At 68.8% G+C, this 25299-nt stretch carries 23 protein-coding genes; 20 read left to right on the top strand and 3 right to left on the bottom strand.

From position 1 onward, the window contains the following. Positions 1-3: 3 nt before the first annotated feature. Together BG90_RS26095 and BG90_RS26090 are read right to left on the bottom strand one after the other, a co-directional pair. Positions 4-1503, bottom strand: coding sequence for an EscC/YscC/HrcC family type III secretion system outer membrane ring protein (locus BG90_RS26095; protein WP_045568455.1), 1500 nt, complete (start codon positions 1501-1503; stop codon positions 4-6). After that, positions 1500-1889: a hypothetical protein gene (locus tag BG90_RS26090; protein WP_232355223.1), complete on the bottom strand. Its 390-nt coding sequence runs from the start codon at positions 1887-1889 to the stop codon at positions 1500-1502. Before BG90_RS26090 ends, BG90_RS26095 begins: the two co-directional genes overlap by 4 nt. A 116-nt stretch (positions 1890-2005) precedes the next feature. Here BG90_RS26090 and BG90_RS26085 point away from each other — a divergent pair, with 116 nt between their 5' ends. Beyond that, positions 2006-2656 (top strand): two component system response regulator, encoded by a 651-nt coding sequence (locus tag BG90_RS26085; protein WP_025990427.1) that lies wholly within the window; start codon positions 2006-2008, stop codon positions 2654-2656. 24 nt (positions 2657-2680) lie between these two features. Here BG90_RS26085 and BG90_RS26080 read toward each other — a convergent pair whose 3' ends face one another. Next, the gene (locus tag BG90_RS26080) at positions 2681-5452 is read right to left on the bottom strand and encodes a two component system sensor kinase (protein ID WP_038802126.1); all 2772 of its coding nucleotides are present in this window, start codon (positions 5450-5452) and stop codon (positions 2681-2683) included. A gap of 248 nt (positions 5453-5700) precedes the next feature. Between BG90_RS26080 and BG90_RS26075 the strand changes: the two genes are divergently transcribed. The 19 genes from BG90_RS26075 (at position 5701) to BG90_RS25985 (ending at position 24991) form a co-directional block, all read left to right on the top strand. Continuing rightward, positions 5701-5991: a secretion protein gene (locus tag BG90_RS26075; protein ID WP_010121059.1), complete on the top strand. Its 291-nt coding sequence runs from the start codon at positions 5701-5703 to the stop codon at positions 5989-5991. Then, on the top strand, positions 5988-8081 hold the full coding sequence (locus BG90_RS26070; RefSeq protein ID WP_045568454.1) for an EscV/YscV/HrcV family type III secretion system export apparatus protein: 2094 nt from the start codon (positions 5988-5990) through the stop codon (positions 8079-8081). The genes BG90_RS26075 and BG90_RS26070 overlap by 4 nt, the downstream gene beginning before the upstream one ends. Further along, entirely contained in the window at positions 8068-9405 is a 1338-nt protein-coding gene (locus tag BG90_RS26065; RefSeq protein ID WP_045568453.1) for an EscN/YscN/HrcN family type III secretion system ATPase, read from the top strand. The genes BG90_RS26070 and BG90_RS26065 overlap by 14 nt, the downstream gene beginning before the upstream one ends. Beyond that, a complete protein-coding gene (locus tag BG90_RS26060; protein ID WP_010112273.1) occupies positions 9378-9761 on the top strand; it encodes a hypothetical protein in 384 nt (127 codons plus the stop codon). Before BG90_RS26065 ends, BG90_RS26060 begins: the two co-directional genes overlap by 28 nt. Before the next feature lie 4 nt (positions 9762-9765). Beyond that, the gene (locus tag BG90_RS31250; protein ID WP_052712379.1) at positions 9766-10272 is read left to right on the top strand and encodes a hypothetical protein; all 507 of its coding nucleotides are present in this window, start codon (positions 9766-9768) and stop codon (positions 10270-10272) included. Beyond that, a complete protein-coding gene (sctQ, locus tag BG90_RS26050) occupies positions 10253-11338 on the top strand; it encodes a type III secretion system cytoplasmic ring protein SctQ (RefSeq protein WP_010118916.1) in 1086 nt (361 codons plus the stop codon). Before BG90_RS31250 ends, sctQ begins: the two co-directional genes overlap by 20 nt. Positions 11339-11416: 78 nt before the next feature. Continuing rightward, positions 11417-12067, top strand: a complete 651-nt coding sequence (gene sctR, locus BG90_RS26045) for a type III secretion system export apparatus subunit SctR (protein WP_010118918.1) — start codon at positions 11417-11419, stop codon at positions 12065-12067. 19 nt (positions 12068-12086) lie between these two features. After that, positions 12087-12356: an EscS/YscS/HrcS family type III secretion system export apparatus protein gene (locus BG90_RS26040; RefSeq protein WP_010112810.1), complete on the top strand. Its 270-nt coding sequence runs from the start codon at positions 12087-12089 to the stop codon at positions 12354-12356. A 10-nt stretch (positions 12357-12366) separates the two neighbouring features. Next, positions 12367-13149 carry a type III secretion system export apparatus subunit SctT gene (gene sctT, locus BG90_RS26035; RefSeq protein WP_010118920.1) on the top strand — a complete coding sequence of 261 codons (783 nt, stop codon included), beginning with the start codon at positions 12367-12369 and terminating at the stop codon, positions 13147-13149. Further along, entirely contained in the window at positions 13146-14279 is a 1134-nt protein-coding gene (locus BG90_RS26030) for an EscU/YscU/HrcU family type III secretion system export apparatus switch protein (RefSeq protein ID WP_010118922.1), read from the top strand. Before sctT ends, BG90_RS26030 begins: the two co-directional genes overlap by 4 nt. A gap of 46 nt (positions 14280-14325) precedes the next feature. Then, complete coding sequence (locus tag BG90_RS26025) at positions 14326-15279, top strand: lytic transglycosylase domain-containing protein (protein ID WP_234419685.1); 954 nt, start codon at positions 14326-14328, stop codon at positions 15277-15279. Between the two features lie 224 nt (positions 15280-15503). Then, positions 15504-16769, top strand: coding sequence for an ABC transporter substrate-binding protein (locus BG90_RS26020; RefSeq protein ID WP_232355278.1), 1266 nt, complete (start codon positions 15504-15506; stop codon positions 16767-16769). Positions 16770-16838: 69 nt separating this feature from the next. Next, positions 16839-17717, top strand: coding sequence for a carbohydrate ABC transporter permease (locus BG90_RS26015; RefSeq protein ID WP_010112009.1), 879 nt, complete (start codon positions 16839-16841; stop codon positions 17715-17717). Then, positions 17705-18517, top strand: coding sequence for a carbohydrate ABC transporter permease (locus BG90_RS26010; protein WP_010112010.1), 813 nt, complete (start codon positions 17705-17707; stop codon positions 18515-18517). The genes BG90_RS26015 and BG90_RS26010 overlap by 13 nt, the downstream gene beginning before the upstream one ends. Positions 18518-18527: 10 nt before the next feature. Further along, positions 18528-19562 carry an NAD(P)-dependent alcohol dehydrogenase gene (locus tag BG90_RS26005; RefSeq protein ID WP_010112011.1) on the top strand — a complete coding sequence of 345 codons (1035 nt, stop codon included), beginning with the start codon at positions 18528-18530 and terminating at the stop codon, positions 19560-19562. A 3-nt stretch (positions 19563-19565) separates the two neighbouring features. Beyond that, complete coding sequence (locus BG90_RS26000) at positions 19566-20771, top strand: ABC transporter ATP-binding protein (RefSeq protein ID WP_010118928.1); 1206 nt, start codon at positions 19566-19568, stop codon at positions 20769-20771. 36 nt (positions 20772-20807) lie between these two features. Next, positions 20808-21752 carry an AraC family transcriptional regulator gene (locus BG90_RS25995; protein ID WP_045568452.1) on the top strand — a complete coding sequence of 315 codons (945 nt, stop codon included), beginning with the start codon at positions 20808-20810 and terminating at the stop codon, positions 21750-21752. Beyond that, entirely contained in the window at positions 21749-23209 is a 1461-nt protein-coding gene (gene xylB / locus BG90_RS25990; RefSeq protein WP_010118934.1) for a xylulokinase, read from the top strand. Before BG90_RS25995 ends, xylB begins: the two co-directional genes overlap by 4 nt. 795 nt (positions 23210-24004) lie before the next feature. After that, positions 24005-24991: a D-alanyl-D-alanine carboxypeptidase family protein gene (locus BG90_RS25985; protein WP_010118935.1), complete on the top strand. Its 987-nt coding sequence runs from the start codon at positions 24005-24007 to the stop codon at positions 24989-24991. The last annotated feature ends 308 nt before the right edge of the window (positions 24992-25299 follow it).

Here is a 25299-nt window from a genome sequence, read left to right as displayed (position 1 = left end):
TCGTCATGTCTGCTGCCAGGGATCCGCCTTGATCAGGAACAGCCGGACCGTATGCCGCTGGCTCTGGCGCGTCGTCTTGAACAGGCGCCCGAGAAACGGGATGTCGCCGAGCAGCGGAATCTTGCGCTCGCCTTCGCTCAGCTCGTCCTGCACGAAGCCGCCGAGCAGCAGCGCCTCGCCTTCCTTCAGCAGCGAATGCGTCGCGATTTCGGAGCTGAGCGTCTGCGGCAGCGGCTCCTGCTGGCTGAGCGGGCTCGTCTGGCGGCCGTCCTGCACGACGAGCGTCAGCATGACCTCCTGCCGGCCCGCGTCGCCGATGATGCGCGGCGTCACGCGCAGCAGCGAGCCCGTCGAAATCGATTCGAGCTTCGCGACGCGCTCGGCGCTCACTTTCGTATAGAACGTGATGTTGCGATCGAGCACCGCCTGCATGTTGTCGAGCGTGACGATCGACGGGCGCGACAGGATGCGCGCCTTCGAGTTCTGCTGCAGCGCGGAGAGCTGCACCATGAAGCTGCCGGTGTTCGCGATCACCGTCGAGAAGCTGCCCGCGTCGGGCTGGCCGCCGCTGTTGAAGCTGACCGAGCCGCCGCCGATCCGCGCGGACGCCGACCAGTCGACGCCGAGCGCGCCGAGATCCTCCGCATTGATGTCGATGATCGCGACCGAGATCTCGACGAGCTTCGGCTTGCGATCGAGCTGCGCGATCAGATCGCCGTAGAGGTTCATGTTCGCGCGCTTGTCGCGGACGATCACCGCGTTCTGCCGCGCGTCGGCGGCGAACATCGGCAGCAGCCGGTCGCTCGCTGGCTGCTGCCCCCGGCTGTCCTTGAGCGGCAGCGCGCGGCCCTGCGCCAGCTCGCGCAGCACCGACACGACTCCCGGCACGATCACCTGCTGCGATCGATAGCTGTACGACGTATCGGTGGCCGTCGCGTACTTGAGCGGAAAGAAGCGCACCGATTCCTGGTTCTGCTCGCGATTGATCGCCTGCTGATCGAGGCGCTTCGCGAATTGCGCGATGCGCTCGAGGCAGACGGGCACGCCGTACGCTTCGATCGCGTTCGACTGCGGAATCGCCTGCACGCGGCATTGCTGCGGATCGAGCAGCCTCGCCGCGCGCAGCTGCTCGATCAGCGTCGCGGACGGCAGATAGTCGAGCGCGATCAGCCGGGTCGACACCTCCCGCGCGCGATACACGTAGAGCGTCTGCCCGTCGTAATACCACGCGAGCTGGTAGAGGCGCGCGAGACGATCGAGCGCGGCGTCGGGCGGGCCGCCGTCGAGCGTGCCGATGAACGCGCCGTCCACCTGCTCGCTGACGATGACGGGCACCCGGTAGTTCGCGCCGAGATCGCGCAGCACGTCGGCGAGCTTCGCGCCGCGCGTCGCGAGAAAGAACGGCGCCGCGCCGTGCGTCGGCATCGGCGCGGCCCACGCGGACGCGCTCGCGGCGAGCGTCGCGGCGGCAAGCGCGCGCGCGCCGTGAAGCGAGCGCTTCATTCGCCCGGTCCCGCGTGACGCATGCCGCGCGCGGCTTCGTGGTGCGCGCTCAGCCAGCGCGCGACGGCGCCCTGCTGCTCGATCCCCGCGCGCAAGGCGGCCGCGCCGACGTCGCTGTCGTAGCGGCGCACGAAATACAGCGTGCCGTCGTCGAGCCACAGCGCGTCGTCGGGCTGGCCGCGCAGCGACGCGAGCCACAGCGCCGCATGCGCGAGCCACGCGGCGTCGTGCGGCGCGCCGTCGACCGCGAACGCGACGCACATCCCGTACGCGCCGCCGCCGCACCAGCCGCTCAGTTCGTCCATCGTCAGCGACCAGCGGCCGCGCTGCGCGCCGCCGATCGAAACCGATCCGACGTGCCGGATGCACGCGGGAAGGTCAGTCAAGTATCCGTGCTTCATGGCATGACATTTTCAAGATAGACCTTGATAGAATCGATCCGGTCATCACCTGAACTTCGGACGCCTTGAGTAATTTTTCATCTTCGTCTGACACCCGTCCCATGGCTCTCACGCACACCGCCGCTCCCGCCGAGATACGCATCCTGGTCGTGGAGGACCATCCCCTGCTGCGGTTGGGCCTCAAGAACCTGCTGGACGCGTCGCCGCCGCTGTCCGTCGTCGACGAGGTCAGCAACGGCCTCGAAGTGTATGCGGCCTGCCAGCGGCTCGATCCCGACATCGTGCTGCTCGATCTCGGCCTGCCCGGCATGAACGGCCTCGACGTGATCCATCAGTTGCGGCGGCGCTGGCCGGACCTCGGCATTCTCGTCGTCACCGCCGAGACCACCGAGCATCGCGCGAGCGCGGCGCTCGCGGCCGGCGCGAACGGCTACCTGCTGAAGAACAGCTCGAAGCAGACGCTGCTCGACGCGATCTGGAAAGTGTGGCGCGGCCATACGGTGATCGACCCGGCGCTCAATGTCGATCAGGTCACGACGAAGGCCGTGCCCGACGGCGCGGTCGCGCTCACGCCGCGCGAACGCCAGGTGCTCAAGCTGATTTCGGAAGGCTGCCGCAATCGCGACATCGCGGAAAAGCTCACGATCACGATCAAGACCGTGGAGACCCATCGACTGAACCTGATGCGCAAGCTCGACGCGCACAATGCGGCGGAACTCGCCAACTGGGCGCATCGCCTCGGGCTGCACTGACGCCGCGCGGCCCGCCCGCGCCGGTCACGCAAACTGAATCGAGATCAGCTCCGCCAGGTCTCGCACGTCGTGACCGCTCATCCAGCCGCCCGAGCGCACCTGACGCTCCTGCTGCTCGGCCGCCTCGCGCACGAGATCGAGCCCGCCCTGTCCCGCGCAGCCCTTCAGCGCGTGCAGCACGTTCAGCATCGACGCGGCGTCCCTCGCGTGCCACGCGGCGTCGATCTGCCGGTGCAGATCGACGAGCGCCTGATGCAGCTTCTCGCGCATCGCCGCGTCGTTCAGGTCGAAGAGCGGCGAGCACGACTTCGCATTCGGCGTGAGCTCGACGCCGCGTGCGAGCTGCGTCGACGCGACCTGGTTGATCATGTCGGCGAGCTGTTCGAGCGAAACCGGCTTTGTCAGATAGCCGTTCATCCCCGCCGCCTTCGCGCGCTCATGCTCGGCGGGCGATGCGTTCGCCGTCAGCGCGACGATCGGCGTGTCCGGATCGAGCACGCCTTCGGCAACGTGCCGCCAGCGCTTCGCGGTCGCCATCCCGTCGAGCTCGGGCATGCGCACGTCCATCAGCACGAGGTCGAATACGTGCGAGCGTCCGAGCTTCAGCGCGAGCTGGCCCGACGCGGCCGCGCGCGTCCGATGCCCGAGCTCGCGCAGCATCTTGCCGACGATGTCGCGATTCACCGCGACGTCGTCGACGACGAGGATCTTCAGCGACCACGGGCAGATCGCCTTCGGCGCGACCTCCTCCTGCACGGCCTCGCCGCGCAGCGCGAGCACGACCTTGTCCCAGAGCTTGCCCGGCAGATAGCCCGATTCGGGCATCGGAAACAGCGCGTTGTCGCCCGTTTCGACCTGCAGGCCCCACACGCGCATCTGCATGTGCAGCGCGGCCGGCGCGACGAGCGTGCCGGCGAGCGGCGCGGGCGCCCTCTCGTCCGCCTGCAGCGGCAGCAGCACGGTGAAGCGCGTGCCCTTGCCGAGCCGGCTGTCGAGCAGGATCTCGCCGTTCATCAGGTTCGCGAGCCGCGACGCGATCGGCAGGCCGAGCCCGTTGCCGCTGTCGTGCGCGCGCACCTGCACGAACGGCTTGAAGATGTCCAGTTGATAGTCGTCCGGAATGCCCTTGCCGGTATCCTCGACGACGAATGCGAGCATGTCGGCGCGGCGCTCGACGGTCAGGTGGATGTGCCCGTGCTCGGTGAACTTCACCGCGTTGCCGAGCAGATTGATCAGGATCTGCCGCACGCGCAGCCCGTCGAGCCACACGCGCCGCGGCACGTCCGCCGCGACGAAGGTCCGCAGACTGAGGCTCTTCTCCTGCGCGCGGATGTGGATCGTCAGCATCGCCTGGTCGAGCAGCGCGAGCAGATCGCTCTCTTCGCTCGCGAGTTCGAGCTGGCCGGCTTCGATGCGCGAAAAATCGAGCACGTTGTTGACGATGCCGAGCAGATAGGACGACGACTGCTGCGCGACGCGCACGAGATCCCGCTGCTCCGCCTGCAGCGCGCTGCGGTTCAACAGCGCGAGCGCGCCGACGATCCCGTTGAGCGGCGTGCGCAGCTCGTGGCTGATGCTCGCGATGTGCTCGCTCTTGCGGTGGCTCGCCGATTCGGCGATCCGCTTCGCCTCCGCGAGCTCGCGCGTGCGCTCGCGCACCTTGCTCTCGAGCGTCTTGTAATACGCGTTGACCGTGCTGAGCAGCGAGTTGTACGCGCTCGCGATCCGGCCCAGCTCGTCGCGGCGCCCGGTCGGCAGACGGCGGCCGAGATCGCCTTCGCGCTGCGCGTCGATGATGTCGACGAAGTGCTGCAGCGGCTGGCCGAGCTGCCGCTGCAGCGTGACGTAGACGAACGCGATCAGCAGGAGCTGCACGACGAAGGTCCAGCGCGTCGTCAGCGGCAGCAGCGACATCGCCTTGTCGGTGACCGCGCTGACCGGGTAGATCGCCGCGACCTGCCAGTTCGGGCCGGATAGCGGCGTGCAGATCACGTAATAGTCGCCGCGGCGAATCCAGTGCGTGCGGTCGCATTTGGGCGGGAGCACGAACGCGGGCGGCGGCTTCGCGGACACGTCCGCGCCCATCCAGAACACATCGCCCGTCTGCGATTGCAGCGCGAAGCGCGGCGGCGCCTCGAGGCCCATGTCCTTCGCGATCGCCGGAAAATCGCCGACTCTCAAATTCTGGCCGGCGACGATGCCCGTGTTCGGATCGACGACGGCGGCCGCCGCGCGAATCATGCCGTTCGAATCCTTGATCGCCGCGCCCCAATGGACGACGGGCAGCTTCGGCAGCGTGCGCAGCGTCGACAACGCGGCGATCTTGCGCTGCATGTCGTCCCTCGACATCGTTTCCGGCTCGAACAGCACGATGCCTTCCGTCGGCAGCAGCAGGAACGTGTCCATCCGGTTGCGCGGATCCGCGTGTCCGTAGATCTCGACGATTTCGCGCGCGCGCTCGACGAGCTCGCGATTGCCCTTCGCATCCTTGAACGGCACGAAGATCGCGTGCTGCACCGATGCCTGCGCCTTCGGGCGCAGGATGATCCGCTCGTCGAGCACGCTCCACCACGACATCAGCATCCGCGCCTGGCGCTCCGCGTACTCGTAGCGGCGGCTTTCCTCCTGCGCGATCGATTCGAGCTGCCACGTCAGCTCGCTGCGCAGCTCTCGTTGCGCCTCGATGTATCGAAAATAAAAGCCGATCGACTCGGACAACAGCCAGAAGGCCGTCATCGCGCAGCTCAGGATCACCATGATCCGCGCGGTCAGCGACTTTTCCCACAATGCGCTCATTATTGATGTGTACCCCGCAACATCCGCGCCGCAATTATCGCATTTTGCCTTTTCGCGCGCCGGCCAATTCAGGTCTTTACCGTATGCCCCGCGCCGGTTCGATTCGGGAAGATGTGCCGACCTTGTCTCACGACTCGTCACGACGCATCTTCGGCGTACGAAGGAACCGCATGGATTTGCAAACGGAACGCCGACTCGAACAGTTGCTACGCTTCCTCGATTTGCCTTGTGCCCGCATCGGCGAGCGAATGGAATTCGCTCACGCGGGCACGCGTCTTTTCGTCGAAGTCGCCGACGGGCGGCTCACGCTGTCGCTCGCGAGCGCGGTCGACGCCGCGCGCCGCCGCGACGCGCTGATGCGCGTCATCGCGCGCTGCGACCCGCTGCGCATGCAGGGCCTCGTGCTGCGCGCGTTCGCGGCGGGCAGCCAGCTCGTCGTGAGCTGCGCGTTCCCGCGCGACACGAGCGTCGACGACTGGCTCGCGGGCCACCGGACGATGCGGCGCCTCCTCGACGCGCATGCCGGAGACGCCGCATGAAACGGCTCGCGCCGTGGCTCGCGCGCGCCGCGGGCCGTCAGGACATCGTGCTCGCGGTGATGCTGCTCGTCGCGGTGTTCATGATGATCGTGCCGCTGCCGACGAGCCTCGTCGACCTGATGATCGCGTTCAACCTGATGGTGTCGATCATCCTGCTGATGATGTCGCTGTACATCCGCGATCCGCTCGAGTTCTCGGTGTTCCCTTCGCTGCTGCTGATCACGACGCTGTACCGGCTCGCGCTGACGATCAGCACGACGCGGCTCATCCTGCTGCAGGCGGACGCGGGCGAGATCGTCTACACGTTCGGCAGCTTCGCGGTCGGCGGCAATCTCGGCGTCGGCCTGATCGTGTTCGTGATCATCACGATCGTCCAGTTCATCGTCATCACGAAGGGCTCCGAACGCGTCGCCGAGGTGAGCGCGCGTTTCTCGCTCGACGCCATGCCCGGCAAGCAGATGAGCATCGACGGCGACATGCGCGCCGGCACCATCGACGCGAACGAAGCGCGCCGGCTGCGCGGCCTCGTGCAGAAGGAGAGCCAGCTCTACGGCGCGATGGACGGCGCGATGAAGTTCGTCAAGGGCGACGCGATCGCCGGCATCATCATCATCCTCGTCAACATCCTGGGCGGCACCGCGGTCGGCGTGTTCATGCACGGGATGAGCGCGAGCGAGGCGATGTCGACGTACGCGATCCTGTCGATCGGCGACGGTCTCATCGGCCAGATTCCCGCGCTGCTGATCTCGATCACCGCGGGCATCATCGTCACGCGCGTGCCGGGCGACACGCGCCAGCCGCTCGCCGCCGATCTCACCGAGCAGATCGGCAAGCAGCCGCAGGCGCTCTGGCTCGCCGCGGCGGTGCTGCTCGTGTTCGCGCTGCTGCCCGGCTTTCCGGTCGTCTACTTCGTCGCGCTCGCCGCGTTCGTGTTCGGCTGCGCGTGGCATCTGCGCCGGCGCGCGAAGCGCGGCGCGGCCGCGCCGGGCATCGGCGCCGCGGCGCACGGCGGGGCCGCGCCGGCGGGCGCGCTCGCGGGCCACGCGGGCGGCCAGGCGGGCTTCGCGATGACGCCGGGCGCGATCCCGCTGATGATCCGCCACGGCGAATCGGCCGTGCGGCCGTCGAAGCTCGCCGAAGCGCTCGACGCGCTGCGCGCGCACAAGTTCGAGCAGCTCGGCCTGCCGCTGCCCGAGATCCACTTGCAGGCGGACGCGGGGCTCGCCGCCGACGCCGTGCAGATCCTGCTCTATCAGGAGCCCGTCGTCACGCTCGCGATGCCGGCGAACGAATGGCTCGCCGACGCGCGCGGCGCGAGCGTCGCGCAGCGCGTGCGCGTCGAGCCGCTGCCGTTCGCGCAGCTGCAGCTTCAATGGATCGACCCCGCGCACGCGGACGCGCTCGCCGCGCTCGGCGTGACCGTCCATCGCGACGAGGCGCGCGTCGCGCACTGCGTGTCGCTCGTCATCGACCGGCACGCCGCGCAGTTCATCGGCGTGCAGGAGACCCGCTTCCTGATGGACGCGATGGAATCGCGCTATGCGGAGCTCGTGAAGGAAGTGCAGCGGCAGATGCCGATCGGCCGGATCGCGGACGTGCTGCAGCGGCTCGTCGACGAACGCGTGTCGGTGCGCGATCTGCGCGGCATCTTCGAGGCGCTCGTCGAGTGGGCGCCGCGCGAGAAGGATCCCGTGATGCTCGCCGAATACGTGCGCGTCGCGCTGCGGCGGCACATCGCGACGCGCCATCGCGCCGGACAGCCGTGGATCAACTGCTGGATGATCGGCGACCGGATCGAGTCGATGGTCCGCGAATCGATCCGGCAGACGGCCGCGGGCTCGTATTCATCGCTCGCGCCCGAGCACACGCACGCGATCGTCGCGCGCCTGAAGAGCGCGCTCGCCGACGCCGACCTGCGGCGCACCGTGCTCGTCACCGCGATCGACGTGCGCCGCTTCGTTCGCAAGATGGTCGAGCGCGAGTTCGGCGAGCTGCCCGTGCTGTCGTTTCAGGAAATCGGCGACGAGGCGGAGCTGCGCGTGATCGGCACCGCCGACCTGATCGGGGAGCTCGCCGATGCGGCCGCTTGATCGTGCGCGCGTCGCCGCGCTCGTCGATGCACGGCTCGCGCCGCGCGGCGTCGCGCCCGATGCCGGCGTCCGCTTCGGCCGCGTCGTCGAAATCGGGCCGACGCTCGTGCGCGCGACGCTGCCGGGCGTCGGCTTCGGCGATCTGTGCCGGCTCGAGCCGAGCGGCATCGACGCCGAAGTCGTCGCGGTCGACGGCGACGCGGCGCTGCTGTCGCCGTTCGCCGAGCCGCGCGGCATCGCGGCGGGCAGCGCGGTGCGCGCGCTCGGGCGGCCGCACCGGATCGCGGTCGGCGATTTTCTGCTCGGGCGCGTCGTCGACGGCGTCGGCCGGCCGCTCGACGACGGCCCCGCGATTCCCGACGATGCGACGCGCATCGACCTCGATCGCGCGGCGCCCGATCCGCTCGCGCGCACCGTCATCGACACGCCGCTGCCGCTCGGCGTGCGCGCGATCGACGGCGTGCTCACGTGCGGGCGCGGCCAGCGGATCGGCATCTTCGCGGCGGCGGGCGGCGGCAAGAGCACGCTGCTCGGGATGATCTGCGACGGCAGCCTCGCCGACGTCACCGTGCTCGCGCTGATCGGCGAGCGCGGCCGCGAGGTGCGCGAGTTTCTCGAACGCACGCTGACGCCGCAGGCGCGCGCACGGGCGGTCGTCGTCGTGTCGACGTCCGATCGCCCCGCGCTCGAGCGGCTGAAGGCGGCGTACACGGCGACCGCGATCGCCGAGCACTTCCGCGACCAGGGCGGCGACGTGCTGCTGATGATGGATTCGCTGACGCGCTTCGCGCGCGCGGCGCGCGAGATCGGCCTCGCGGCCGGCGAAAAGCCCGCGGCCGGCAGCTATCCGCCGAGCTTCTTCGCGCGGCTGCCGCGCCTCCTCGAGCGCGCGGGGCCGGCGGCAACGGGCAGCATCACGGGGCTCTACACGGTGCTCGTCGAAGGCGACGACATGAACGAGCCCGTCGCCGACGAAGTCCGGTCGATCCTCGACGGCCACATCGTGCTGTCGCGCAAGCTCGCGCAGGCGAACCACTATCCGGCGATCGACGTCGGCGCGAGCGTGAGCCGCGTGATGGCCCAGATCGTCGATGCGCGCCACCTGGCGCTCGCCGCGCGGCTTCGGCGGCTCGACGCCGTCTATCGCGACATCGAGCTGCTCGTGCGGGTCGGCGAATATCAGCCCGGACGCGATCCGGAAGCCGACGACGCGCTCGCGCGCCGCGACGCGATCCGCCGCTTCCTGTGCCAGCCGGTGACGGAGAAGAACACTTTTGAACAGACGATCGATCAGTTATGGACAACGGTGGACGGTCAACGCTGACCACGCTCGTGACGATCAAGAAGCGTCGAGAGCGCAGCATACGCAGCGTGCTCGCGATGCTCGAGCAACAGGAGGCGACGCTCCTCTCGAGCAAGGCGAGCCTGCTCGAAGCGCGCCGCGCGCTGTGGCTCGACTGGCGCGAGCGCGCGGACACCGATGCGGTGCACGATTACGCGTCGCTGCAGGCGCTCAAGCGCGAGCTCGCGGGCTTTCATCAGCGCGACCAGACGCTCGCCGACCGGATCGAGGCAGTCGACGCGCAGTGGCAGGCGCTGCGGCTCGAACGCGACGGCCAGCTCGATCAGTTGCGCCGCGCGCTCGTCGATCAGGAAAAATTGAACGCGTTGCTGGAATGAAACGATGTCCGCTGTGAAAACGATGACGACCGGCGCGCGGCTCCGCGCATCGTGCGGATCGCACGAGTCGCTCGTGCCGGCCGGCGGCGACGCGGAAAGCGCGGCCGATGCGTTTTCCGCCTGGCTCGACGCGCAGCCGGGCGATGCGCCGCCGCACCGCGCACCCGCAGGCGACGCATCGGAAAGCGACGCGGCCGACGACCCGCGCGCGCGAACCCGGCGCGCGCGGCCGGCCGATGCAAGCGCGCCGCCCGGCAAAGCGCCCGCCGGACCGCGACCGTCGCCGTCCGACGTGCTGACGCTGCGCATCGCCAACGGTCCGCTCGCCGGGCTCACGCTGCACGCGCGCTTCGCGGGCGGCGCCCTCGTCGTCGCGCTCGATTCGGCGTTGGCCGACGCCGGCCGCCGCGCGCGCGCGCGACGAATGCGCGGCCCGCTCGAAGCGGCGCTCGCCGCGCAGTTCGCGCAACCCGTCACGCTGGAGTGGTCCGATGCGGCCGATACGGATTGATCGCGCGACGGGCGCGCTGCTGCGCGCGGTCGGCGCCGGCCGGCGGCTCGCGCTGGATACCGGCGCGCTCACGCTGCGCTTTCGCCGCGCGGGCGGCGACGGGCTGATCCTGTCGGCGCGCACGGGCGACGGCCCCGTGCGCCTGTGGGTCGACGCCGCGCGCTGGTGCCGCTGGATCGAGCCCGTGCTGAGCGTGCCGGATTGGGACGCGGTGCCCGTCGAGCTGCGCGGCGCGCTCGCCGCGTGGACGTGCGCGTGCATCGAGCCGGACCTCGCATCGTTCGGCATCGCGTGGCTGCACGCCGATGCGATCGAATGCGGCGCGTGCCCGGCCAAGCCCGCATGGTCGCTCGGCATCGAGCGCGAGCATGCGTCGCTCGACATGCGCGTCGTCGACGCGCCGCTTGCGTGGCTCGAACGCCTCGCGGACCGGCTCGATCCCTTGCAGCCGGATTCGCCGCGCGATTCGCTAGCCGGTTCGCCGCCCGACAGTCGCGCCGCGGCGCCCGCCGTCAGGCTCGCGCTCGCCGCCGGCTGGAGCAGCGTCGATACGGCGACGCTCGCGCGCGTGCGGCCCGGCGACGCGCTGCTGCTGCAACACGCGTACGCGGCCGCCGACGGCGAGCTCGTGCTGTTCGCCGATCGCCCGCTCGCGACCGTTCTCGGCTGCCGGAGCCGCCCTTACACGATTGGAACGACGATGGATACGTTCGATGACTGGCTCGACGTCGATGTCGACGTCGCCTCCTCTGTCGCGCTCGACACGCCCGATGCGCCCGATGCGCCCGATGCGCCCGATGCGCCCGATGCCCCCGATGCCCCCGACTCGCCCGATGCACGGCCGCTGCGGCTCGACGCGCACGTGCGCGTCGTCGCGCAGGTCGCGACGATCGACGTGCCGCTCGCGCGGCTCGCGAGCCTGCGCGCGGGCGACGTGCTCGACGGCCCCGCGCAGCCCGACGGCTTCGTCACGCTGCAAGTCGCCGGCAAGCCGTTCGCGCGCGGCACGCTGCTCGACGTCGGCGGACGCCTCGCGGTGCGCATCGAGCATCTGCTGCCGGCGTGACTTCAGGTGTCGGCCGGATGGGTCGGTGCGCGCCGCGTGCCGATAATGCGCAGCGTATCGGCTTTTCCGGAATCGTGGATGAACCTTTTCGACCAGCCCCTCCAGTTGATCGCCGTGCTGTTCGCGCTGTCGATCCTGCCGCTTCTCGTGGTGCTGGGCACGTCGTTCCTCAAGCTGTCGGTGGTGTTCGCGCTGCTGCGCAACGCGCTCGGCACGCAGCAGATCCCGCCGAACATCGCGCTGCACGGGCTCGCGCTCGTGCTGACGATGTTCGTCATGGCGCCCGTCGGGCTCGCGATCCAGGACAACCTTGCCGCGCATCCGGTCAGGATCGACGACAAGGACTTCACGCAGCAAGTCGAAAAGACGATCCTCGCGCCGTATCGCGCGTTTCTCGAGCGCAACACCGCGCCGGACCAGGTGCGCTTCTTCGCGGACGTCGGCCACCGGACCTGGCCCGAGCCGTACCGCAACCGGATTCCCGACGACTCGCTGATCGTGCTGCTGCCCGCGTTCACCGTCAGTCAGTTGATCGAAGCATTCAAGATCGGCCTGCTGCTGTTCCTGCCGTTCATCGCGATCGACCTGATCGTGTCGAACGTGCTGCTCGCGATGGGAATGATGATGGTGTCGCCGATGACGATCGCGCTGCCGCTCAAGCTGCTCGTCTTCGTGCTGATCCACGGCTGGGAGAAGCTGATCGGCCAGCTTCTGCTGTCGTTCTCATGACGCCGCGCGCGCTGCCGCGATGAGCGAAGCCGTCATCACCCAGCTCGCCGCGCAGATGATGTGGCTCGTGCTGCTGCTGTCGCTGCCCGTCGTCGTCGTCGCGTCGGTCGTCGGCATCCTGGTGAGTCTCGTGCAGGCGCTCACGCAGGTCCAGGACCAGACGATCCAGTTCCTGATCAAGCTGCTCGCGGTCGCCGTCACGCTCGCCGCGACCTATCACTGGATGGGCGACGTGCTCGTCAACTACACGCTGCAGAGCTTCGACCAGATCGGCCGGATGAGAGCGTAGAGACATCGGAATGCAAACGCTCGTCCATTGGCTGCCGATCGTCGCGATTGCGATGCTGCGCCCGTTCGGCGCGCTGATGATCGTGCCGGTCTTCACGCCGGGCACGCTCGGCGGCTCGCTCGTGCGCAACGCGCTCGTGCTGATGATCGCGCTGCCGGTGCTGCCGGTTCACGACGCATGGCCCGCGTTCTCGCCCGCGGCCGGCGGCGCGCCGCACTACCTGTGGCTCGCGCTCGGCGAGCTGTGCGTCGGCGCGCTGATCGGCTTTTGCGCGGCGATCCCGTTCTGGGCGCTCGACATGGCAGGATTCCTGATCGACACGGCGCGCGGCGCGTCGATGGCGAGCGTGCTCAATCCGCTGCTCGGCGCGCAGTCATCGCCGTTCGGGATGGTGTTCTCGCAAGTGTTCACGCTGCTCTTTCTCGTGTCGGGCGGCTTCAACACGCTGATCGAAACGATCTACGCGTCGTATGTGACGCTGCCGCCCGGCGCGCCGCTGCGCTTCGGTCCCGACGCGCTCGCGCTCCTCACGCAGCAGTGGCATCTGATGTACGAGCTGTGCCTGCGCTTCGCGATGCCGGCGCTCGCGGCGATCCTGCTCGTCGACATGGCGCTCGGTCTCGTCAACCGCTCCGCGCAGCAGCTGAACGTGTTCTTCCTGTCGATGCCGATCAAGAGCGCGTTCGCGCTGCTGCTGCTCGTCATGTGCGCACGCTTCGCGTTCCGGCTGCCGCTTGCCGAAATCGCGCGGCTGCCCGAGCGCATCGCGCGGCTCGCCGGCATGCTGCGATGAGCGAGAAGACCGAAAAGCCGACCGCGAAGAAACTCGCGGACGCACGCAAGAAAGGTCAGGTCGCGAAGAGCGTCGAGATCACGAGCGGCGTCCAGCTCGCGGTGCTGCTCGGCTATTTCCTGTTCGAGGGCGCGCATCTGTTGCAGGCGTTCGAAGCGCTCGTCGACGTGTCGATTGCCGTCGTCAACGACGATTTCGCCGCGGCGACCGCGCGCTGGACGAGCGCACTCGGCGCCGTGCTGATCCGCTTCACGCTCGGCATGGCGGTGCTCGTGATCGCGATGACGGTCGCCGCCGCGATCGCGCAGATCGGGCCGCTGCTCGCCGTCGAAGCGCTCAAGCCGTCGCTCGACAAGATCAATCCGCTCGCGAACCTGAAGCAGATGTTCTCGCTGAAGAGCCTGTTCGAGTTCGCGAAGTCGCTCTTCAAGGTCGGCGTGCTGTCCGCGATCTTCTTCTATCTGATCCGCCAGTACGCGCCGTCGCTGCAGTTCCTGCCGCTTTGCAGCGTCGAATGCGGGCTCGCGGTCAGCACGCAATTGCTGTACTGGATGTGGGCCGCGCTCGTCGGCTTCTACGTCGTGTTCGGCATCGCCGACTTCGCGTTCCAGCGCTACAACACGACGAAGCAGCTGATGATGTCGCTCGAAGACATCAAGCAGGAATTCAAGAATTCGGAAGGCAACCCGGAGATCAAGCACAAGCGCCGCGAAATCCATCGCGAAGTGCAAAGCGGCAGCCTTGCCGCGAACGTCGCGAAATCGACGGTCGTCGTGCGCAACCCGACGCACGTCGCGGTGTGCCTCTATTACCGGCGCGGCGAGACGCCGTTGCCCGAGGTGATCGAGATCGGCCGCGACAAGCTGGCGCTGCACATCGTCGCGCTCGCCGAGCGCGAGCGCGTGCCCGTCGTCGAGAACGTGCCGCTCGCGCATGCGCTCGCGAACCGGCTCGACGTCGGGCAGCGCATTCCGCCCGATCTGTTCGAGCCCGTCGCGCACCTCCTGCGCGTCGCGATGCAGTTGCGCTACGACGAAGACGACGTGCGAGACGGTCAGCGCGACCAGGACCACGATGACCGTTCGCGAGATGACCACGCACATCCTTCACGCGATGGCAACGGCCGTTGAGTTTCGTTCGCCGCGGCGGGCCGCATCGCGCGCGGCGTGGGCGGCGGTGTTCGCAATCGCCGGCCTGACGGCGACGCGCGGCGCGAACGCGCAGGAGCCGCCCGCGCCGCTCGTCTGGACGCCTTATGTCGACGAATCGGCGGCGGCCGGAAGGGATCGAGCGGATGCCGGATCGACGGCGCTCGCGGCATTCGCGCCGTCGTCCGTGACGGCAACGGCACCGCCTGCCGGGCGGGACGACGCGGACGCGCACACGTCCGTGCGCGCGGCTGCGTCCGACGACGAGACGGCGGATGCGGAGGCGGATGCAACGGCGGGAACTTCGACGCCGCCATCGGCTTCGGCTTCGGCTTCGGCATTGGCTTCCTCCAACCCACCATCGCCCGCGAACGTCGCCCCTGCCGCGACACGCGCCGCCGCATCGCCCGACACATCCGCCACGCCGCGATCGACGCGCTACGACACGCTCGTCGCCTCGGTCGCCCGCGAGTTCGACCTCGACGCAAAGTTGTTGCACGCGATGATCCGCGTCGAGTCCGGCTACGACGCGAACGCGGTGTCGCCGAAGGGCGCGACCGGTCTGATGCAGGTGATTCCGGCGACCGGCGCGCGCTTCGGCTTTCGCGACCTGCGCGATCCGCACGCGAATCTGCGCGCCGGCGCGACCTATCTGAAATGGCTGCTCGGCGAATTCGACGACGACCTGACGCTCGCGCTCGCCGCGTACAACGCCGGCGAAGGTGCTGTCCGCAAGCATCGCGACCAGATTCCGCCCTATCGGGAAACGCAGGCATACGTGCGCCAGGTGCTCGCGTGCTACCGGGGCGCATGCTTGCCGCCGGGCGACGCGCGACTCGACGGCGGCGCGCCGCACGCAGCCGCGCAAACGGCGTTTCGTGCGCCGACCACGTCTCGGGCGTCGTCCCGCCTCACCGCAGGCGCGCTGCTCGCGAAGCTCGGCGGATTGCTGTTGTCGACGCCCGAGCCTCGCCCGCGGTGACGCGACGCGACAGCGCCCGCCGCCCATGCTCCGCGCCCCAGCCCCCCCGCCCCACGGACTGACACAAATTGTGCACCGCAGCGCCAACCGTGAGCAAAAAGTATCGGCAGTCGGTTTCTTTTGACGTAGTGAACAGGCGCCGCGAATCACTACAGTTCCTCCTGCCGTCGGCCCTGCCTGCACGACGGACGACAAGCACGATCAAGGAGACACTGGTGAACAAGATGCGATTTCTGGCCGCGGGCGCGCTGATCGCCGCCTGCCTGCCGGCCGCCGTGGCGGCGCAGGTCTGCAAGGTGCCAACGCTCAGGGTGCTCGCGCAGAAGAGCCTCGGTCTGACGGTGATGGAGAAGTCGCTGCCCGATTACGAGAAGAAGAGCGGCACGAAGATCGAGATCAGCTACTTCGGCGAGAACGACCGCCGCGCGAAATCGCGGCTCGACGCGTCGACGGGCGCGGGCTCGTATCAGATCTACTACGTCGACGAGGCGAACGTCGCCGAATTCGCGTCGGCCGGCTGGATCGCACCGCTCCTCAAGTACTACCCGAAGGAATACGACTACGACGACTTCCTGCCCGGCCGCCGCGCGGTCGCGAACTACAAGGGCGTCGCGTACTTCGCGCCGCTCATCGGCGGCGGCGATTTCCTGTTCTACCGCCGCGATCTCCTCGACGCCGCGCACATCCCTGTGCCGAAAACGGTCGACGAGCTGGTCGCCGCGATCAAGAAGCTGAACGCGCCGCCCAAAGTGTACGGCTGGGTCGCGCGCGGCCAGCGCGGCTCGGGAATGAACGTGTGGCGCTGGGCGCCGTTCATGCTCGCGCAAGGCGGCGCGTGGACCGACAAGCGCGGGCAGCCGGCGTTCAATTCGCCCGCCGCCGTGCAGGCGACGCAGCGCTACCGCGATCTCTTCAAGTACGCGCCGCCCGGCGCCGCGACCTACGACTGGAGCAACGCGCTCGAAGCGTTCCGCTCGGGCAAGGTCGCGTTCATGATCGAATCGACGCCGTTCGCCGACTGGATGGAGGACCCGAGCAAATCGAGCGTCGCGGGCAAGGTCGGCTACGTGCGGCCGCCCGCGCCGCTGCCGTCGGCCGCGTACGGGCATGGGCTCGCGATCTCGTCGGTCGGCGCGAAGGACGACTGCACGCGGCAGGCGGCGGGCCGCTTCATCGCGTGGGCGACGAGCAAGGACCAGGAGCAGGCGCGGCTGCGCAACGGCGTGTTCAGCGACTACAACCGCACGAGCACGATCGGCAGCGACTACTTCAGGCAGCACGTGAAGCCGCAGATCCTGTCCGGCCTGAACGACACGAACCCGGTGACGAAGGCGACGATCTGGGCGACGCCGCAATGGCCCGACATCGGCGACAACCTCGGCATCGCGCTCGAGGAGGTCTTCACGGGCACGCAGACCGACGTGCAGGGCGCGCTAGACGACGCGGCCCAGTACGCGAAGGACGCGATGGAGCACGGGCCGCGCAAGTGACGGCCGCGCGGCGGCGCAGCAACGCCGCCGCCGCGCCGCCCCACATCGCCCTCTTCGCCGGAGTCCTTCATGTTCAATCGTGGCAAGACGAGCCTGCCCTGGCTCTTCCTCGGCCCGCCGCTCGCACTGATGGCGGTGCTCGGCCTCGTGCCGACGATCGCGGCCGTCAACCTCGCGCTGAAGAACCGCGTGCTGCGCTACACCGACAGCGATTACGTCGGACTGCGCAACTTCGCGCGGCTCGCGTCCGACCGGCGCTTCCTGAACGCGATCGAAGTGTCGGCGCTGTGGGAAGCCGTCACGGTCGCGGGCGCGGTCGCCGTCGGCATCGTGCTCGCGGTCTTCCTGTTCGAGCGCGTGCACGGCCGCTCGCGCAACCTCGCGGTGCTGATCCTGATCATGCCGGTGCTGCTGCCGCGCGTGTCGGCCGCGTTCATCTGGAAGTTCATGTACGCGCCGCTCACGGGCATCTCGAGCTGGCTGCTCGGCGCGCTCGGCGTATCGAACGCCGCGCTCCTCGCCGATCCGCATCTCGCGCTCTTCGCGGTCGCGCTCGTCGACGTCTGGCAATGGGGCCTCTTCTTCTCGGTCGTGGTCCTGAAGCTCCTGGAGACGCTGCCGCCCGAGCCGCTCGAAGCGGCGCGGCTCGACTACGCGTCGACGTGGCAGGTCCACGCGTACATCGCGCTGCCGATGCTGAAGGCGCCGATCATGAGCCTCGTGTTCATCAAGATGGTCGAATCGCTGCGCTCGTTCGACCTCATCTACGTGATGACGAAAGGCGGCCCCGGCATCGCGACCGAAACGCTCGACATGTACGCGTACGCGCAAGGGATCGGGCTGTCGGGCAAGGTCTCGTACGCGTCGAGCATGGCGGTGCTGATGATGGTCGCCACGACGCTCGTGTTCACGTTCATCTGGAAGCGGGTCAACAAATGGGACGACTGATTGCGCGCGGCGGCACCGTCGCGATCGGCGGCGCGATCGCGCTCATCGCCGTGTTTCCGCTGTTCTGGGCGTTTCTCAATTCGCTGAAGCACCTGCTCGACATCGTCACGCCGACGCCGCGCTTTATCTTCACGCCGACGCTCGACAACTACCGGCAGGTGCTGTCGAGCCCCGAGGTGCTGATCGGCCTCGGCAACAGCCTCGCGATCGTCGGCGCGGCCGTCGCGCTCGGCGCGCTGTTCGGCGTGCCGGCCGCATATGCGATCGCGCGCTATCCGGTGCGCGGCAAGCGCGACATCCAGTTCTTCCTGCTGTCGCTGCGCTTCCTGCCGCCCGTCGCGGTCGCGATTCCGCTGATCGCGATCTGGGTCGACCTCGGGCTCTACGACACGAAGCTGTCGATGATCGTCACGTACCTGATCGTCACGCTGTCGACGATCACGTGGCTGTCGATCCCGGTGTTCCGCCGGCTGCCGCGCGAGATCGAGGAAGCGGCCGAGCTCGACGGCTACGGCCCATACGCGGTGTTCTGGCGCGTCGCGCTGCCCGTCTGCGCGAGCACGCTCCTGGGCGGCATCGTGTTCAGCTTCGTGCTCGTCTGGAACGAGCTGATGATTGCGCTCGCGCTCACGTCGTCGAGGAGCGCGACGCTGCCCGTCGTCGCGTCCGCGTTCACGTCGCTCGGCCAGGAAGTGCCGTGGGGCGTGATCAACGCATCCACCGTGCTGCTCGCGCTGCCGCCCCTCGTCTTCGTCGGCATGCTGAGCCGGCTGCTGAACTCGATGCTCAAAGGCAAATAAGGAGAATCCGTTGAAAGCCCTCGTACTCGAACAGGCGCGCGAGCTCGCGCTGCGCGACATCGACCTGCCGCTCGACGTCGGCCCGGCCGACGTCAAGATCCGGGTCCATACCGTCGGCGTCTGCGGCAGCGACGTCCACTACTACACGCACGGCGGCATCGGCCCGTTCAGGGTCGACGCGCCGATGGTGCTCGGCCACGAAGCGTCGGGCACGGTCGTCGAGATCGGGCGCGACGTCACGAGCCTGCGCGTCGGCGATCGCGTCTGCATGGAGCCCGGCGTTCCGCGCCTCGATTCGAAGGCGACGCTGCACGGCCTCTACAACCTCGATCCGTCGGTGCGCTTCTGGGCGACGCCGCCCGTGCACGGCTGCCTCACGCCCTACGTCGTGCATCCGGCGCCGTTCACGTACCGGCTGCCGGAGAACGTGTCGTTCGCCGAAGGCGCGATCGTCGAGCCGCTGTCGATCGGGCTGCAGGCCGCGAAGAAGGCGGCGATGAAGCCGGGCGACATCGCGGTCGTGATCGGCGCGGGGACGATCGGCGCGATGACGGCGCTCGCCGCGCTCGCGGGCGGCGCCGCGCGCGTGTTCCTCGCCGACGTCGTCAAGGAGAAGCTGTCGCTGTTCGCGTCGAACCGCGCGGTGACGACGGTCGACGTGAGCACGCAGCCGCTCGCCGACGCGGTCATGCACGCGACCGACGGCTGGGGCGCGGACGTCGTGTTCGAAGCGAGCGGCAACGCGAAGGCCTATGCGGGCGTCATCGACCTGCTGTGCCCGAACGGCTGCCTCGTGCTGATCGGGATGCCGCTCGATCCGGTGCCGCTCGACGTCGTCGCGTTGCAGGCGAAGGAAGCGCGGATCGAGTCGGTGTTTCGCTATGCGAACGTCTTCCCGCGCGCGCTCGCGCTGATCGCGTCCGGCGCGATCGACGTGAAGCCGTTCATTTCGCGCACGTTCCCGTTCTCGGACAGCCTGCGCGCATTCGAGGAAGCGGCGAGCGGGCATCCGCACGACGTGAAGATTCAGATCGAAATGGATTGAGCCATGGCACAGATCGTCTGCAGAGGTTTGACGAAGCGCTACGACGGCGGCCCGCCCGTCCTGCATCCGCTCGATCTCGAGATCGGCGACGGCGAGTTCATCGTGCTGCTCGGCCCGTCGGGCTGCGGCAAATCGACGATGCTGCGGATGATCGCGGGCCTCGAGGCGATCACGGGCGGCGAGCTCGCGATCGGCCGGGCCGTCGTCAACGATCTGCCCGCGCGCGCGCGCAACGTCGCGATGGTGTTCCAGAACTACGCGCTGTACCCGCACATGACGGTGTACGACAACATCGCGTTCGGGCTGCGGCGCCTGAAGGTGCCCGCCGCCGAGATCGACCGGCGCGTGCGCGACGTCGCGCGCGTGCTGAGCCTCGACGCGCTCCTCGACCGCAAGCCGCGCGCGATGTCGGGCGGCCAGCAGCAGCGCGCGGCGATCGCGCGCGCGATGATCAAGACGCCCGACGTCTTCCTGTTCGACGAGCCGCTGTCGAACCTCGACGCGAAGCTGCGCGCGCAATTGCGCGGCGACATCAAGCGGCTCCATCAGCGCCTCAAGACGACGACGCTGTACGTGACGCACGACCAGCTCGAAGCGATGACGCTCGCGGACCGCGTCGTGCTGATGCGCGGCGGGCGCATCGAGCAGCTCGGCACGCCGGCCGAGCTGTACGGCTGCCCGCACACGGTGTTCGCGGCGGGCTTCGTCGGCACGCCGGCGATGAACTTCGCGGACGGCGCGATCGAGCGCGCTGGCGGCGGCGTCACGCTCGCGACGGGCGGCGTGCGCTGGCCGCTCGCGGAACGCCGCTTCGCCGGCCTTGCCGACGGCCGGCGCGTGAGGCTCGCGATCCGGCCGAACTACCTACGCATCGCGTCCGCGGAGCGCGCGGGCTCGCCGGGCATGCCGGGCTCGCTCGCGCTCGAAGGCCGCGTCGAACTCGTCGAGCTGCTCGGCGCGGAGGCGCTCGTCACGTTCGACTGGAACGGCGCGCCGTTCGCGGCGCTCGTGCCGGCGTCAGCCGCCCCCGCGCTCGGCGCCGTGGTAACGTTCACGTTCGACGAGCGCGACCTGCATCTGTTCGACGCGTCCACCGAGCGCAACGTGATGCTGCCCGACGCCGGCGCGCCGGCGGACGCCGCGCGGCCCGAGGCCGCGACGCGGCAATCGCCGGACGCGCCGCGCGACCTGTCGATGTCGCACTCTTAAACGAGGGCCGCCGGGCCGCGCCAGCAGGAGCGAGACATGAACCCAGACCTGGAGATCGTCCCCACCCGCCGCGACGAGTCGTTCCGCGCGTGGGTGCACGACTATCCGCACACGGTCGCGAAGTGGCATTTCCATCCGGAGTACGAAATCCATCTGATCCAGGCGTCGCACGGCAAGTGCTTCATCGGCGACTACATCGGCGATTTCGCGCCCGGCAATCTCGTCGTCACGGGGCCGAACCTGCCGCACAACTGGATCAGCGAGCTTGGCCCCGGCGAGCGCGTGCCGTCGCGCGACGTCGTGCTGCAGTTCTCGCGCGACGCGGTCGAGAAGATGGTCGCCGCGTTCGCCGAGCTGCAGCCGGTGCTCGACCTGATCGACGACGCGTCGCGCGGCGTGCAGTTTCCCGACGACGTCGGCGCCGCGGCCGCGCCGCTGATGATCGAGCTGGCGAGCGCGCACGGCTGCCGGCGCATCGAGGTGCTGATGGCGCTGTTCGACCGGCTGGCGTCGTGCGCCGAGCGCCGCACGCTCGCCGGCCCCGGCTACCGGATCGACGCGCAGCACTATATGTCGTCGACGATCAACCAGGTGCTCGCGTACCTGCGGCAGAACCTGCCGGGCGCGCTGCGCGAGACCGACGTCGCCGCGTTCGCCGGCATGAGCATCAGTACGTTCACGCGCTTCTTCCGCCGCCATACCGGCTCGACGTTCGTCCAGTACCTGAACCGGCTGCGGATCAACGAGGCGTGCGAGCTGCTGATGCTCTCCGCGTTGAGCGTCACCGACATCTGCTATCGCGTCGGCTTCAACAACCTGTCGAATTTCAACCGGCAGTTCCTCGCGATGAAAGGCATGCCGCCGTCCCGATTCCGCGCGCTGCACCGGCTGAACGAACCGCACGATCTCCCGGCCGCGCCCGCCGCGCCGCCGCCCGCCGCGCGCGCCGTCTCCCACTCGCACCGGAGCCTCCACCCGTGACCTTTCTCGGCATCGATCTCGGCACGTCCGAAGTCAAGGCGATCCTCACCGACGCCGATTCCGCGCCGCTCGCCGCCGGCAGCGCGCCGCTCGCCGTCGACCGCCCGCATCCGCACTGGTCCGAACAAAGCCCGCAGGCGTGGTGGCACGCGACGCTCGATGCGATCGCCGCCGTGCGCGCCGCGCATCCGCGCGGCTTCGCCGCGTTGCGCGGGATCGGCCTGTCCGGCCAGATGCACGGCGCGACGCTGCTCGATCGCACGGGGCAGGTGCTGCGCCCCGCGATCCTGTGGAACGACACGCGCGCCGCGGCCGAATGCGTCGAGCTCGAGGCGCTCGTCCCCGAATCGCGCGCGATCACCGGCAACATGGCGATGCCGGGCTTCACCGCGCCGAAGCTGCTGTGGCTCGCGAAATACGAGCCCGCGGTGTTCCGCGCCGCGCACAAGGTGCTGCTGCCGAAGGACTACGTCGCGTGGCGGCTGTCCGGCGAATTCGTGTCCGACCTGTCGGACGCGTCCGGCACGCTGTGGCTCGACGTCGGCCGGCGCGACTGGTCCGAGCGGATGCTCGCCGCGACCGAGCTGTCGCGCGAGCAGATGCCGCGCCTCGTCGAAGGCAGCGCGGCCGCCGGGCGATTGCGCGACACGCTGCGGCGCGACTGGGGCGTGGCCGGCCCCGTCGTGATCGCGGGCGGCGCGGGCGACAACGCGGCGAGCGCGATCGGCATGGGCATTGCGAACGCGGGCAGCGGCTTCCTGTCGCTCGGCACGTCGGGCGTGCTGTTCGCCGGCAACGACCGCTTCGCGCCGAATCCCGGCGACGGCGTGCACGCGTTCTGCCATTGCTTGCCCGCGCGCTGGCATCAGATGAGCGTGATCCTGTCGGCGGCGGCGAGCCTCGACTGGTTCGCGAAGATCCACGACGTCGCCGTCGACACGCTGCCCGCGCTCGCCGAGCGCGCGGACGCGGCGCGCGCGCCGCTCTTCCTGCCGTACCTGTGCGGCGAGCGCACGCCGCACAACGACGCGAACGCGCGCGGGGTGTTCTTCGGGCTCGCGAGCGAGCATCGCGCGGGCGATCTCGCGTATGCGGTGATGGAAGGCGTCGCGTTCGCGATGGCGGACGGCTATGCGGCGCTGCGCCACGCCGGCACGACGCTCGACGACGCGTCGTTCATCGGCGGCGGCTCGAAGAGCGCGTTCTGGGCGCGGCTCTGCGCGAATGCAACGGGACTCCCGATGCATCGGCACGCGAGCGGCGCGGTGGGTGCGGCGCTCGGCGCGGCGCGGCTCGCGCGGCTCGCGGCGACGCACGATGCGATCGACGACGTGTGCGTCGCGCCGGCGATCGCGCAGACGTATCGGCCCGATCCCGCGTCGGCGGATCTGCTCGGCGCGCGGCTCGAGCGGTATCGGCGGCTGTATCGGGCGTTGAAGGGCGAGTTCGTCGCTTAGCGACGCAAATCCGGCCCGGCGGCCGGGCATCGGGCCGGCCGCCGGGCTGGGCTGGGCGCGCGAACGCCTTCGCTCATCTCCGCCGCCGCATCGCCTGCCGGACAACCCCGCTACGCGCCTGTCAGCCCGGCGGCTCGGCCGGCCGTCCTTTCACGAGCGGCCGAATAGACCGACGTTCGAACGACGCCGCCTCGTCGCTTTCCTGCCTCTTCTGCAATGCAAGCTCGCACGGCTGTCTTCAAACGCGCCATAAGCGCTCATGCCGGCCGGCTCCATTTTGACAAAAAATAAAATAAACATCTTTCATCTTGATTGATATATATCGGCATTCATATTTCACCGCCATTTAAACCAATCCATATATTTTCACCACACATCTGAATACATCTATTCCCCAAATTCGACCTTCATTTCATTTCGACCCCGTCGATTCGTCATCGCGCCCTCGCCCGCTTCTCGTTCGCGCATGCCGCGGCTCACGCACCGCGCTCGACTGCCATTCGACCGCTCGACACTCGACATCCGATCTCCATTCATGCCGGCATCGGCCGAAAATCCTTTCAAACATTACGCCTTTGATCGAAATCAAAATCGCATTCATTCTTACATATTCATTCATATATTCACAATAAAACACATTTCATTCGACTGCCTCAAAGACGATCGAAATATAATGGATCTCGATTCTCAAAGCGCCGTCGACATCGATTCGACCGCGTCAATTCCGCCCCCGCCCGCAACCGGCAACCCGCTATCCGAAACCATCTCCATCATCCCGATCTTCCGATTCACACAATGACGAGCGAGCAACAATCGATCACCATCACGCACAAACCCGAAGCGCGTCTGTCGGCCATGCCTCGCCGCATCCTGGGCGCCATGCTGGTCGTCGCGACGTCCATCGCGGCGAACGGCGCTCAGGCAAGCCCCGCGCCGCAGATTCAGGCGGTCTCGTGGCTCGTCGTCGATGCCGACTCCGGCAAGACGCTCGCCGAGCACAATGTGAGCGCGCGCCGCGAGCCGGCGTCGCTGACCAAGCTGATGACCGCGTACCTCGCGCTCGATGCGCTGAAGCAAGGGACGCTGCGCTGGGACGAGAAGGTCGAGATCGCCGCCGACGACATCGCTTCCGTCGGCAACGACGAAGCGCGGATGTACCTGGCGCCGGGCCAGCGCGTTCAGGTGCGCGACCTCGTGCGCGGCTTGATCGTCGCGTCCGCCAACGATGCGGCGCTCGTGCTCGCGAAGCGGATCGGCGGCAGCCCCGCCGGCTTCGCGAAGCGGATGAACGACGCGGCGCAGCGGCTCGGCATGCGCGATTCGCACTTCGTGTCGCCGTCCGGGATCACCACGCCCGATCATTATTCGACCGCGCACGACCTGTCGATTCTCGCCCGGCATCTGAACCAGGATTTTCCGGAGTTCTACACGTTCTCGTCGCAGCAGCATTTCGAGTACGGAAAATTCGCGAAGACGAACAAGAATCGCCTGCTGCGCGCCGATCCGACCGTCGACGGCATGAAGACGGGCCATACGAATGCGGCCGGCTGGTGCATGGTCGTCACCGCGAAGCGCGGCGTCGCCGGCTCGCACGCGAAGCATCGCGTGATCGCCGTGCTGCTCGGCGAGCCGACGGAAAAGCAGCGGCTCGCCGACGCGAGGCGACTCCTCGACTGGGGCTTCGCGTCGCTCGGCGGCGAGCATCCGGCCGCGAACGTCGCGCGCCGAGCCGATCCGCAGGCGGGCGAGCGCCGCTCGGCGGAATCGGCGCGCATGCTCTGACGTTCGCGTAGCCGAACCCCGCGCCACACGCGTTTGCGCTGCGAAGGCGGCGCGCAATACGGCGCACGCCGGCATCGATAGCGCGCCGAAGCGGCGCGCGCCGCCCGGCCGATTCCCCTTTCCTTCATCTCTTGCCCGGCGTCGCGCCGCGCGTGACGGCGCGCTTCGTCGCGTCCCGTTTTCGTGCGCGCCCGTCCGCCGGCGACGAGCGCGCCGGCCACCGGCCAGGACGACGCTCCGACAACGCCGGCTTTCCGGCCGCGCAGGCTGCGCCCCGGCTGCCCTCCACCACGCTTTCGTCACCACGA

Origin of the sequence: Burkholderia oklahomensis C6786 (assembly GCF_000959365.1) — a bacterium.
Taxonomy (GTDB): domain Bacteria; phylum Pseudomonadota; class Gammaproteobacteria; order Burkholderiales; family Burkholderiaceae; genus Burkholderia; species Burkholderia oklahomensis.
This window is presented reverse-complemented; position numbering and strand designations above follow the sequence as displayed.